Here is a 13,222-nt window from a genome sequence, read left to right on the forward strand (position 1 = left end):
GATGGACGACGGTCTGCGTTTCGCAATCCGTGAAGGCGGCCGTACCGTTGGCGCGGGCGTTGTTGCTAAAGTTCTCGGCTAATCGCTGATAACATTTGACGCAATGCGCAATAAAAGGGCATCATTTGATGCCCTTTTTGCACGCTTTCACATCAGAACCTGGCTCATCAGTGATTAATTTTGTCATAATCATTGCTGAGACAGGCTCTGCAGAGAGCGTATAATACGAAAAGCGAATAGCATTTCGATTGGTTTGCCTCGCGCTCGCGGGGTGAAAATGTTTGTAGAATACTTCTGACAGGTTGGTTTATGAGTGCGAATACCGAAGCTCAAGGGAGCGGGCGCGGCCTGGAAGCGATGAAATGGATAGTTGTAGCCGTGCTGCTGATTGTGGCGATTGTCGGCAACTATCTTTATCGTGACATGATGCTGCCGCTACGTGCGCTTGCAGTGGTAATTCTGATTGCTGCAGCGGGTGGTGTCGCGCTGTTGACGACAAAAGGCAAAGCGACCGTTGCGTTTGCCCGCGAAGCGCGTACCGAAGTCCGCAAGGTCATTTGGCCGACTCGCCAGGAAACATTGCACACCACGCTGATTGTAGCGGCGGTTACCGCTGTAATGTCACTGATCCTGTGGGGACTGGATGGTATTCTGGTTCGCCTGGTATCCTTTATCACTGGCCTGAGGTTCTGAGATGTCTGAAGCCCCTAAAAAGCGCTGGTACGTCGTTCAGGCGTTTTCCGGTTTTGAAGGCCGCGTAGCAACGTCGCTGCGTGAGCATATCAAATTACACAACATGGAAGAATTATTTGGCGAAGTTATGGTTCCGACCGAAGAAGTGGTCGAGATCCGTGGCGGCCAACGTCGCAAAAGCGAGCGTAAATTCTTCCCGGGTTACGTGCTGGTTCAGATGGTTATGAACGACGCGAGCTGGCACCTGGTGCGCAGCGTACCGCGCGTGATGGGCTTTATCGGCGGCACGTCTGACCGTCCGGCGCCAATCAGCGACAAAGAAGTTGATGCGATTATGAACCGCCTCCAGCAGGTTGGTGATAAGCCGCGTCCGAAAACGCTGTTTGAACCGGGTGAAATGGTTCGTGTTAATGACGGTCCGTTTGCTGACTTTAATGGCGTTGTGGAAGAAGTGGACTACGAGAAGTCCCGCCTGAAAGTTTCTGTTTCTATCTTCGGTCGTGCGACCCCGGTAGAGCTGGACTTTGCCCAGGTAGAAAAAGCCTAAGCAGCGATCAAAAAAGCGACGATTTAATCGTTGCACAGGGCGCGAGATTGGAATACAATTTCGCGCCTTTTGTTTTTATGGGTCCCGGCCCGTAAAACGAATTTTATTCACGGGGAGCCTCTCTGAGGCGTTATTACCCAATCAGAGGATTTTAGAATGGCTAAGAAAGTACAAGCCTACGTCAAGCTGCAGGTTGCAGCAGGTATGGCGAACCCAAGTCCACCAGTTGGTCCAGCTCTGGGTCAGCAGGGTGTGAACATCATGGAATTCTGTAAAGCGTTCAACGCGAAAACTGAATCCATGGAAAAAGGTCTGCCAATTCCAGTTGTTATCACTGTTTACGCTGACCGTTCTTTCACTTTCGTTACCAAGACCCCTCCAGCAGCAGTTCTGCTGAAGAAAGCGGCTGGTATCAAGTCTGGTTCCGGTAAGCCGAACAAAGACAAAGTGGGTAAAATTTCCCGCGCTCAGCTGCAGGAAATCGCGCAGACCAAAGCTGCCGACATGACTGGTTCCGACATTGAAGCGATGACTCGCTCCATCGAAGGTACTGCACGTTCCATGGGCCTGGTAGTGGAGGACTAAGAAATGGCTAAACTGACCAAGCGCATGTCCGTGATCCGTGACAAAGTTGATGCGACCAAACAGTACGACATCAACGAAGCTATCGCTCTGCTGAAAGAACTGGCTACCGCTAAGTTCGTTGAAAGCGTTGACGTTGCCGTTAACCTGGGCATCGACGCTCGTAAATCCGATCAGAACGTTCGTGGCGCAACTGTACTGCCACACGGTACTGGCCGTTCCGTACGCGTAGCTGTATTTGCTCAGGGTGCAAACGCTGAAGCTGCAAAAGCTGCCGGCGCTGAACTGGTAGGTATGGAAGATCTGGCTGATCAGATCAAGAAAGGCGAAATGAACTTTGACGTTGTTATTGCATCTCCAGATGCAATGCGCGTTGTTGGCCAGCTGGGCCAGGTTCTGGGTCCACGCGGCCTGATGCCAAACCCGAAAGTCGGTACTGTAACGCCTAACGTTGCTGAAGCGGTTAAGAACGCTAAAGCAGGTCAGGTTCGTTATCGTAACGACAAAAACGGCATCATCCACACCACCATCGGTAAAGTGGACTTTGACGCTGACAAACTGAAAGAAAACCTGGAAGCTCTGCTGGTTGCGCTGAAAAAAGCAAAACCAACTCAGGCTAAAGGCGTGTACATCAAGAAAGTTAGCATCTCCACCACCATGGGTGCAGGTGTTGCAGTTGACCAGGCTGGCCTGAGCGCTGCTGCAAACTAATGCCTTTACGTGGGCGGTGATTTTGTCTACAATCTTACCCCCACGTTTGCTAACAAAAGTTAGCGGCTAAAAGAATTGTTCGTTGGAGCCTGGCCTATCCAGGCCTCCGTCGAAGACCGCAGGTGTTTCGCAAGAAACTTAATCCCCTGCGTAGACGGTGACAGAACGCTAAGATTATTTTAAATACTCTGGCTTGTTTCTGCTCACCGTATTAAGACGCTCTTCCCGTTGGGTTGAGTGAAGTGAGTTCCGGAACATGAGTTCCGGCAAACATCCAGGAGCAAAGCTAATGGCTTTAAATCTTCAAGACAAACAAGCGATTGTTGCTGAAGTCAGCGAAGTAGCCAAAGGCGCGCTGTCTGCAGTAGTTGCGGATTCCCGTGGCGTTACTGTAGACAAAATGACTGAACTGCGTAAAGCAGGTCGTGAAGCTGGCGTATACATGCGTGTTGTTCGTAACACCCTGCTGCGTCGCGTAGTTGAAGGTACTCAGTTCGAGTGCCTGAAAGACACGTTTGTTGGTCCGACCCTGATTGCATACTCTATGGAACACCCGGGCGCTGCTGCTCGTCTGTTCAAAGAGTTCGCGAAAGCGAATGCAAAATTTGAGGTCAAAGCTGCAGCCTTTGAAGGTGAGTTGATCCCGGCATCGCAAATCGATCGCCTGGCAACCCTGCCGACCTACGAAGAAGCAATTGCACGCCTGATGGCAACCATGAAAGAAGCTGCGGCTGGCAAACTGGTTCGCACTCTGGCTGCTGTACGCGATGCGAAAGAAGCTGCTTAATCGCAGTTATCTTTATAAAGCATTTGCTTACGTATAAACTTATTCTGATTTTCAGGAACAATTTAAATGTCTATCACTAAAGATCAAATCATTGAAGCAGTAGCAGCTATGTCCGTAATGGACGTTGTAGAGCTGGTTTCTGCAATGGAAGAAAAATTCGGTGTTTCTGCTGCTGCTGCTGTAGCTGTAGCTGCTGGCCCGGCTGAAGCTGCTGAAGAAAAAACTGAATTCGACGTAATTCTGAAAGCTGCTGGCGCGAACAAAGTTGCTGTAATCAAAGCAGTACGTGGCGCAACTGGCCTGGGTCTGAAAGAAGCTAAAGACCTGGTAGAATCTGCTCCAGCTGCGCTGAAAGAAGGCGTGAGCAAAGACGACGCAGAAGCACTGAAAAAATCTCTGGAAGAAGCTGGCGCTGAAGTTGAAGTTAAATAAGCCAACTTTTCTGGTTGCAGCCTAAGTCATTAGGCTGATGGCTGGTGACTTTTTAGTCACCAGCCTTTTTGCGCTGTAAGGCATCAGCAGCATTTCACACTGTTTGACTGCTGGTTGTCCTGACAATGCTTGTTTCTATCGACGACTTAATATACTGCGACAGGGTGCTCGCTCTGTGTAAATCGCAATGAAATGGTTTAAGCGTGATAGCAACAGGTATTGCGGAAAGTATTCAATTTTCCGGTCCACAAAATGGTGTTGCACAAACTGTCCCTTCGTCGGACAGATGGGTCGACTTGTCAGCGAGCTGAGGAACCCTATGGTTTACTCCTATACCGAGAAAAAACGTATTCGTAAGGATTTTGGTAAACGTCCACAAGTTCTGGACATTCCATATCTCCTTTCTATCCAGCTTGACTCGTTCCAGAAGTTTATCGAGCAAGATCCTGAAGGGCAGTACGGCCTGGAAGCAGCCTTCCGTTCCGTGTTCCCGATTCAGAGCTACAGCGGTAATTCCGAGCTGCAGTACGTCAGCTACCGCCTTGGCGAACCGGTGTTTGACGTTCAGGAATGTCAGATCCGTGGCGTGACCTATTCCGCACCGCTGCGCGTAAAACTGCGTCTGGTGATCTACGAGCGCGAAGCGCCGGAAGGCACCGTAAAAGACATTAAAGAACAAGAAGTCTACATGGGTGAAATTCCACTCATGACGGACAACGGTACTTTCGTTATCAACGGTACTGAGCGTGTTATCGTTTCCCAGCTGCATCGTAGCCCGGGCGTCTTCTTCGACAGCGATAAAGGTAAAACACACTCTTCCGGTAAAGTACTGTATAACGCACGCATCATTCCTTACCGTGGTTCATGGCTGGACTTCGAGTTCGATCCGAAAGACAACCTGTTTGTCCGTATCGACCGTCGTCGTAAACTGCCTGCAACCATCATTCTGCGTGCACTGAACTATACCACTGAGCAGATCCTTGACCTGTTCTTTGAGAAAGTGATCTTTGAAATCCGCGACAACAAGCTGCAGATGGAGCTGGTGCCGGAACGTCTGCGTGGTGAGACCGCGTCGTTCGACATCGAAGCCGACGGCAAAGTGTATGTGGAAAAAGGTCGCCGTATCACCGCGCGCCACATCCGCCAGCTGGAAAAAGATGATATCAAACACATCGAAGTTCCGGTTGAGTACATTGCAGGAAAAGTAGCCGCGAAAGATTACGTTGATGAATCAACTGGCGAGCTGATCTGCCCGGCTAACATGGAGCTGAGCCTGGATCTGCTGGCTAAGCTGAGCCAGTCTGGCCACAAACGTATCGAAACGCTGTTCACTAACGATCTGGACCACGGTCCGTACATCTCTGAGACTGTACGCGTCGATCCAACCAACGATCGTCTGAGCGCGCTGGTAGAAATCTACCGCATGATGCGTCCTGGTGAGCCACCAACTCGCGAAGCGGCTGAAAGCCTGTTTGAGAACCTGTTCTTCTCCGAAGACCGCTACGATCTGTCCGCGGTTGGTCGTATGAAGTTCAACCGTTCTCTGCTGCGCGACGAAATCGAAGGTTCCGGTATCCTGAGCAAAGACGACATCATTGAAGTGATGAAGAAGCTCATCGATATCCGTAACGGTAAAGGCGAAGTGGATGATATCGACCACCTCGGCAACCGTCGTATCCGTTCCGTAGGCGAAATGGCGGAAAACCAGTTCCGCGTTGGCCTGGTACGTGTAGAGCGTGCGGTGAAAGAGCGTCTGTCTCTGGGCGATCTGGATACCCTGATGCCTCAGGATATGATCAACGCCAAGCCGATTTCTGCGGCAGTGAAAGAGTTCTTCGGTTCCAGCCAGCTGTCTCAGTTTATGGACCAGAACAACCCGCTGTCTGAGATTACGCACAAACGTCGTATCTCTGCACTCGGCCCAGGCGGTCTGACCCGTGAACGTGCAGGCTTTGAAGTTCGAGACGTACACCCGACGCACTACGGTCGCGTATGTCCTATCGAAACGCCTGAAGGTCCAAACATCGGTCTGATCAACTCCCTGTCCGTGTACGCACAGACAAACGAATACGGTTTCCTTGAGACGCCGTACCGTAAAGTGACTGACGGTGTTGTTACCGACGAAATTCATTACCTGTCTGCTATCGAAGAAGGCAACTACGTTATCGCTCAGGCGAACTCCAACCTGGATGACGAAGGCCACTTTGTAGAAGATCTGGTTACCTGCCGTAGCAAAGGCGAATCCAGCTTGTTCAGCCGCGACCAGGTTGACTACATGGACGTATCCACCCAGCAGGTGGTATCCGTCGGTGCGTCCCTGATCCCGTTCCTGGAACACGATGACGCCAACCGTGCATTGATGGGTGCGAACATGCAACGTCAGGCCGTTCCAACTCTGCGCGCTGATAAGCCGCTGGTTGGTACCGGTATGGAACGTGCTGTTGCCGTTGACTCCGGTGTTACTGCAGTTGCTAAGCGTGGCGGTACCGTTCAGTACGTTGACGCATCCCGTATCGTTATCAAAGTTAACGAAGACGAGATGTATCCGGGCGAAGCGGGTATCGACATCTACAACCTGACCAAATACACCCGTTCTAACCAGAACACCTGTATCAACCAGATGCCTTGCGTATCTCTGGGTGAGCCAGTTGAGCGCGGCGACGTGCTGGCAGACGGTCCGTCCACCGACCTCGGTGAACTGGCGCTCGGTCAGAACATGCGCGTAGCGTTCATGCCGTGGAACGGTTACAACTTCGAAGACTCCATCCTCGTCTCCGAGCGTGTGGTTCAGGAAGATCGTTTCACCACCATCCACATTCAGGAACTGGCATGTGTGTCCCGTGACACCAAGCTGGGGCCAGAAGAGATCACCGCTGACATCCCTAACGTGGGTGAAGCTGCGCTCTCCAAACTGGATGAATCCGGTATTGTTTACATCGGTGCGGAAGTGACCGGCGGCGATATTCTGGTTGGTAAGGTAACGCCGAAAGGTGAAACCCAGCTGACGCCAGAAGAGAAACTGCTGCGTGCAATCTTCGGTGAGAAAGCGTCTGACGTTAAAGACTCTTCTCTGCGCGTACCAAACGGTGTTTCCGGTACGGTTATCGACGTTCAGGTCTTCACGCGTGATGGCGTTGAGAAAGATAAGCGTGCGCTGGAAATCGAAGAGATGCAGCTCAAGCAGGCTAAGAAAGACCTGTCTGAAGAACTGCAGATTCTCGAAGCGGGTCTGTTCAGCCGTATCTACGCGGTGCTGGTTGCCGGTGGCGTTGAAGCTGAGAAGCTCGACAAACTGCCACGCGATCGCTGGCTGGAACTTGGCCTGACCGACGAAGAGAAACAAAATCAGCTGGAACAGCTGGCTGAGCAGTATGACGAACTGAAACACGAGTTCGAGAAAAAACTCGAAGCGAAACGCCGCAAAATCACTCAGGGCGACGATCTGGCACCAGGCGTGCTGAAGATTGTTAAGGTATATCTGGCTGTTAAACGTCAGATCCAGCCTGGTGATAAGATGGCAGGTCGTCACGGTAACAAGGGTGTTATCTCTAAGATCAACCCGATCGAAGATATGCCGCACGATGCTAACGGTACGCCGGTAGATATCGTACTGAACCCGCTGGGCGTACCGTCTCGTATGAACATCGGTCAGATTCTGGAAACCCACCTGGGTATGGCTGCGAAAGGTATCGGCGACAAGATCAACGCCATGCTGAAACAGCAGCAGGAAGTCGCGAAACTGCGCGAATTCATCCAGCGTGCCTACGATCTGGGTACCGACGTGCGTCAGAAAGTCGACCTGAACACCTTCAGCGATGAAGAAGTGCTGCGTCTGGCAGAGAACCTGCGCAAAGGTATGCCAATTGCAACGCCGGTATTCGACGGTGCAAAAGAAGCTGAAATCAAAGAGCTGCTGCAACTGGGTGGTCTGCCAACGTCTGGTCAGATTACGCTGTTTGACGGCCGTACCGGGGAACAGTTCGAGCGTCCGGTAACCGTAGGTTACATGTACATGCTGAAACTGAACCACCTGGTCGACGACAAAATGCACGCTCGTTCTACCGGTTCTTACAGCCTGGTTACTCAGCAGCCGCTGGGTGGTAAGGCTCAGTTCGGTGGTCAGCGCTTCGGGGAGATGGAAGTGTGGGCGCTGGAAGCATACGGCGCAGCATACACCCTGCAGGAAATGCTTACCGTTAAGTCTGATGACGTGAACGGTCGTACTAAGATGTATAAAAACATCGTAGACGGCAACCATCAGATGGAACCAGGCATGCCGGAATCCTTCAACGTACTGTTGAAAGAGATTCGTTCGCTGGGTATCAACATCGAACTGGAAGACGAGTAATTCTCGCTCAAACAGGTCACTGGTGTCGGGTTAACCCCCGACACCAGATTGTGCTAACTCCGACGGGAGCAAATCCGTGAAAGATTTATTAAAGTTTCTGAAAGCGCAGACTAAAACCGAAGAGTTTGATGCGATCAAAATTGCTCTGGCTTCGCCAGACATGATCCGTTCATGGTCTTTTGGTGAAGTTAAAAAGCCGGAAACCATCAACTACCGTACGTTCAAACCTGAGCGTGACGGCCTTTTCTGTGCGCGTATTTTCGGGCCAGTAAAAGACTACGAGTGCCTGTGCGGTAAGTACAAGCGCCTGAAACACCGCGGTGTGATCTGTGAGAAGTGCGGCGTTGAAGTGACCCAGACCAAAGTACGCCGTGAGCGTATGGGCCACATCGAGCTGGCGTCTCCAACTGCTCACATCTGGTTCCTGAAATCCCTGCCGTCCCGTATCGGCCTGCTGCTGGATATGCCGCTGCGTGATATCGAACGTGTTCTGTACTTCGAATCTTATGTGGTTATCGAAGGCGGTATGACGAATCTGGAACGTAACCAGATTCTGACCGAAGAACAGTATCTGGACGCGCTGGAAGAGTTCGGTGACGAATTCGACGCGAAGATGGGTGCGGAAGCTATTCAGGCCCTGCTGAAGAGCATGGATCTGGAGCAAGAGTGTGAAACTCTGCGCGAAGAGCTGAACGAAACCAACTCCGAAACCAAGCGTAAAAAGCTGACCAAGCGTATCAAACTGCTGGAAGCGTTCGTTCAGTCTGGTAACAAACCAGAGTGGATGATCCTGACCGTTCTGCCGGTTCTGCCGCCAGATCTGCGTCCGCTGGTTCCGCTGGATGGTGGTCGTTTCGCAACGTCCGATCTGAACGATCTGTACCGTCGCGTTATCAACCGTAACAACCGTCTGAAACGTCTGCTGGATCTGGCTGCGCCGGACATCATCGTACGCAACGAAAAACGTATGCTGCAGGAAGCGGTAGATGCCCTGCTGGATAACGGTCGTCGCGGTCGTGCGATCACCGGTTCTAACAAACGTCCTCTGAAATCTTTGGCCGACATGATCAAAGGTAAACAGGGTCGTTTCCGTCAGAACCTGCTCGGTAAGCGTGTTGACTACTCCGGTCGTTCTGTAATCACCGTAGGTCCATACCTGCGTCTGCATCAGTGCGGTCTGCCGAAGAAAATGGCACTGGAGCTGTTTAAACCGTTCATCTACGGCAAGCTGGAACTGCGTGGCCTGGCCACCACCATCAAAGCCGCTAAGAAAATGGTTGAGCGTGAAGAAGCTGTCGTTTGGGATATCCTGGACGAAGTTATCCGCGAACACCCGGTACTGCTGAACCGTGCACCAACCCTGCACCGTCTGGGTATCCAGGCATTTGAGCCAGTACTGATCGAAGGTAAAGCTATCCAGCTGCACCCGCTGGTTTGTGCGGCATATAACGCCGACTTCGATGGTGACCAGATGGCTGTTCACGTACCGCTGACGCTGGAAGCCCAGCTCGAAGCGCGTGCGCTGATGATGTCTACCAACAACATCCTGTCTCCAGCGAACGGTGAACCAATCATCGTTCCTTCTCAGGACGTTGTATTGGGTCTGTACTACATGACCCGTGACTGTGTTAACGCCAAAGGCGAAGGCATGGTGCTGACTGGCCCTAAAGAAGCTGAGCGTATTTATCGCGCTGGCCTGGCCTCTCTGCATGCGCGCGTTAAAGTGCGTATCACCGAGTACGAAAAAGATGAAAACGGCGAATTCGTTGCGAAAACCAGCCTGAAAGACACGACCATTGGCCGTGCGATTCTGTGGATGATCGTACCGAAAGGTCTGCCTTTCTCCATCGTCAACCAGGCGCTGGGCAAGAAAGCGATCTCCAAAATGCTGAACACCTGTTACCGCATTCTGGGTCTGAAGCCGACCGTTATCTTCGCTGACCAGACAATGTACACCGGCTTTGCTTATGCAGCGCGTTCAGGTGCATCTGTTGGTATCGATGACATGGTCATCCCGGAGAAGAAACACGAGATCATCTCTGAAGCGGAAGCTGAAGTTGCTGAGATCCAGGAGCAGTTCCAGTCTGGTCTGGTAACCGCAGGCGAACGCTATAACAAAGTTATCGATATCTGGGCTGCGGCGAACGATCGTGTATCCAAAGCGATGATGGATAACCTGCAAACCGAAACCGTGATTAACCGTGACGGCGTAGAAGAGCAGCAGGTTTCCTTCAACAGCATCTACATGATGGCCGACTCCGGTGCGCGTGGTTCTGCGGCACAGATTCGTCAGCTGGCAGGTATGCGTGGTCTGATGGCGAAGCCGGATGGCTCCATCATCGAAACGCCAATCACCGCGAACTTCCGTGAAGGTCTGAACGTACTCCAGTACTTCATCTCCACGCACGGTGCGCGTAAAGGTCTGGCGGATACCGCACTTAAAACGGCGAACTCCGGTTATCTGACGCGTCGTCTGGTTGACGTTGCGCAGGATCTGGTCGTAACCGAAGACGACTGTGGCACCCTTGAAGGTATCACCATGACCCCGGTTATCGAGGGTGGTGATGTTAAAGAGCCACTGCGCGATCGCGTACTGGGTCGTGTGACCGCGGAAGACATTCTGAAGCCGGGCACCGCAGACATTCTGGTTCCACGCAACACGCTGCTGCACGAACAGTGGTGTGACCTGCTGGAAGCGAACTCTGTTGACTCCGTGAAGGTGCGTTCCGTTGTATCTTGTGACACCGACTTTGGCGTGTGTGCACACTGCTATGGTCGTGACCTGGCGCGTGGCCACATCATCAACAAAGGTGAAGCCATCGGCGTTATCGCGGCACAGTCCATCGGTGAGCCGGGTACACAGCTGACGATGCGTACGTTCCACATCGGTGGTGCGGCATCTCGTGCGGCTGCTGAATCCAGCATCCAGGTGAAAAACAAAGGTAGCATCAAGCTCAGCAACGCGAAGTCTGTTGTTAACTCCGCAGGCAAGCTGGTTGTGACCTCTCGTAACACCGAGCTGAAGCTGATCGACGAATTCGGTCGTACCAAAGAGAGCTATAAAGTGCCTTACGGTGCGGTTATGGCGAAAGGTGATGGCGAGCAGGTTGCCGGCGGTGAAACCGTTGCAAACTGGGATCCACACACCATGCCGGTTATCACCGAAGTAAGTGGTTTCATCCGCTTTACTGACATGATTGACGGCCAGACCATTACTCGTCAGACCGACGAGCTGACCGGTCTGTCTTCTCTGGTGGTTCTGGATTCTGCTGAACGTACTACCGGCGGTAAAGATCTGCGTCCTGCACTGAAAATCGTTGATGCTCAGGGTAACGACGTTCTGATCCCTGGTACCGATATGCCTGCGCAGTACTTCCTGCCGGGTAAAGCGATTGTACAGCTGGAAGATGGCGTACAGATCAGCTCTGGTGACACCCTGGCGCGTATTCCTCAGGAATCCGGCGGTACCAAGGACATCACCGGTGGTCTGCCACGCGTTGCGGACCTGTTCGAAGCACGTCGTCCGAAAGAGCCTGCAATCCTGGCTGAAATCAGCGGTATCATCTCCTTCGGTAAAGAGACCAAAGGTAAACGCCGTCTGGTTATCACTCCAGTAGATGGCAGCGAGCCGTACGAAGAGATGATTCCTAAGTGGCGTCAGCTCAACGTGTTCGAAGGTGAACGCGTGGAACGTGGTGACGTGGTTTCCGACGGTCCAGAAGCGCCGCACGACATCCTGCGTCTGCGTGGTGTGCATGCTGTTACTCGTTACATTGTTAACGAAGTACAGGACGTATACCGTCTGCAGGGCGTTAAGATTAACGATAAACACATCGAAGTTATCGTTCGTCAGATGCTGCGTAAAGCAACCATCGAAAACGCGGGCAGCTCCGACTTCCTGGAAGGCGAGCAGGTTGAATACTCACGCGTTAAGATCGCTAACCGCGATCTGGAAGCGAATGGCAAAATCGGTGCGACCTTCGCACGCGATCTGCTGGGTATCACCAAAGCGTCTCTGGCAACCGAGTCCTTCATCTCCGCAGCGTCGTTCCAGGAAACTACTCGTGTCCTGACCGAAGCGGCTGTTGCTGGTAAACGTGATGAACTGCGCGGTCTGAAAGAGAACGTTATCGTGGGTCGTCTGATCCCGGCCGGTACCGGTTATGCGTACCACCAGGATCGTATGCGTCGTCGCGCAGCGGGCGAACTGCCGGCTGCTCCGCAGGTTACTGCCGAAGATGCATCCGCGAGCCTTGCAGAACTGCTGAACGCAGGTCTGGGCGGTTCCGACAACGAATAATCGTTGATGCCGTTAATAAAAAACCCGCTTCGGCGGGTTTTTTTATTGTGTTTTTTCAGGCCCGAAACGCGTAGCGCCACCGGGCTTTTTATCAGTTTACCAGCGGGATCCGCCGATAAAGCTCAATCATATCGCCTGCCAGATCCTGAATAACCATCGCGTTCATCAGATGGTCCTGCGAGTGAACGGTGATCAGGTTAACCGGAAGTTTCCCGGTCCCTTCGTCAAGGCCGATAAGCTGCGTCTGGATCGTGTGCGCATGCTTCACATACTCGCGCGATTCTTCCATCGCTTTTTCAGCTTCGTCAAACTCACCCTTACGCGCCATCTGCAGCGCCGTCAGCGCCGCACTGCGCGCCGCGCCCGCGTTAACCAGCAGTTCCATGATGGTGGTTTCTAAGTCTTCCATTATGACTCCAGCAGCTTGAGCGCTTTTTCCAGTACGGCATCGCCTTTCATCATGCCGTAATCCATCATGTCGATCACCGCGACCTTCTTGCCCAGCGGATCGGCCTGAGCCTGCAGTTTTGCCTGCTCGTATTTAACCTGTGGCCCCAGTAATACGATGTCAGCCGTCGCGATGTTGTCTTTAAACTCCGCGACCGGAACGGCTTTAATGGTTACTTCGACTCCTTTTTTCTGCGCGGCATCTTTCATACGTTGAACCAGCATGCTGGTTGACATTCCCGCTGCACAGCATAAAACGATGTTCTTCATAGTCAGCCTCGATCTACATGTGTTTATTGATAATTATCCCGTGCAGACCGCTTCAACAACCGCTTTACCGCGATTGTGTGTCAGGCATCACAAAGAAATCGGCAT

The 13,222-nt window shown here is 52.3% G+C and carries 11 protein-coding genes; 9 read left to right on the plus strand and 2 right to left on the minus strand.

Going from position 1 to position 13,222, the window contains the following annotated elements:
* The 9 genes from IM304_RS21655 to rpoC all read left to right on the plus strand — a co-directional run.
* The coding region (locus tag IM304_RS21655; RefSeq protein WP_000340867.1) for a hypothetical protein at window positions 1-82 on the plus strand (82 nt) is incomplete at its 5' end.
* Between the two features lie 227 nt (window positions 83-309).
* Complete coding sequence (gene secE / locus IM304_RS21660; RefSeq protein ID WP_001275693.1) at window positions 310-693, plus strand: preprotein translocase subunit SecE; 384 nt, start codon at window positions 310-312, stop codon at window positions 691-693.
* A gap of 1 nt (window position 694) precedes the next feature.
* Complete coding sequence (gene nusG / locus IM304_RS21665) at window positions 695-1,240, plus strand: transcription termination/antitermination protein NusG (protein WP_003862341.1); 546 nt, start codon at window positions 695-697, stop codon at window positions 1,238-1,240.
* Window positions 1,241-1,396: 156 nt separating this feature from the next.
* Window positions 1,397-1,825, plus strand: coding sequence for a 50S ribosomal protein L11 (gene rplK, locus IM304_RS21670; protein ID WP_003862340.1), 429 nt, complete (start codon window positions 1,397-1,399; stop codon window positions 1,823-1,825).
* Between the two features lie 3 nt (window positions 1,826-1,828).
* Window positions 1,829-2,533: a 50S ribosomal protein L1 gene (gene rplA, locus IM304_RS21675; protein WP_006810530.1), complete on the plus strand. Its 705-nt coding sequence runs from the start codon at window positions 1,829-1,831 to the stop codon at window positions 2,531-2,533.
* Window positions 2,534-2,822: 289 nt separating this feature from the next.
* Window positions 2,823-3,320, plus strand: coding sequence for a 50S ribosomal protein L10 (gene rplJ / locus IM304_RS21680; protein ID WP_003862338.1), 498 nt, complete (start codon window positions 2,823-2,825; stop codon window positions 3,318-3,320).
* A 66-nt stretch (window positions 3,321-3,386) separates the two neighbouring features.
* Window positions 3,387-3,752, plus strand: a complete 366-nt coding sequence (gene rplL / locus IM304_RS21685; protein WP_002445276.1) for a 50S ribosomal protein L7/L12 — start codon at window positions 3,387-3,389, stop codon at window positions 3,750-3,752.
* 319 nt (window positions 3,753-4,071) lie between these two features.
* Complete coding sequence (rpoB, locus tag IM304_RS21690) at window positions 4,072-8,100, plus strand: DNA-directed RNA polymerase subunit beta (RefSeq protein ID WP_015569976.1); 4,029 nt, start codon at window positions 4,072-4,074, stop codon at window positions 8,098-8,100.
* A gap of 76 nt (window positions 8,101-8,176) precedes the next feature.
* Entirely contained in the window at window positions 8,177-12,400 is a 4,224-nt protein-coding gene (gene rpoC / locus IM304_RS21695) for a DNA-directed RNA polymerase subunit beta' (protein WP_148422715.1), read from the plus strand.
* A gap of 91 nt (window positions 12,401-12,491) precedes the next feature.
* On the opposite strand, the gene IM304_RS21700 is transcribed toward rpoC, so the two are convergent.
* Window positions 12,492-12,809 carry a PTS lactose/cellobiose transporter subunit IIA gene (locus tag IM304_RS21700; RefSeq protein ID WP_008503455.1) on the minus strand — a complete coding sequence of 106 codons (318 nt, stop codon included), beginning with the start codon at window positions 12,807-12,809 and terminating at the stop codon, window positions 12,492-12,494.
* A complete protein-coding gene (locus IM304_RS21705) occupies window positions 12,809-13,117 on the minus strand; it encodes a PTS sugar transporter subunit IIB (protein ID WP_010425948.1) in 309 nt (102 codons plus the stop codon). The genes IM304_RS21700 and IM304_RS21705 overlap by 1 nt, the downstream gene beginning before the upstream one ends.
* Window positions 13,118-13,222 lie beyond the last annotated feature (105 nt).

It is taken from the genome of Enterobacter cloacae complex sp. P40C2 (assembly GCF_014930695.1).
Taxonomy (GTDB): Bacteria; Pseudomonadota; Gammaproteobacteria; order Enterobacterales; family Enterobacteriaceae; genus Enterobacter; species Enterobacter pasteurii.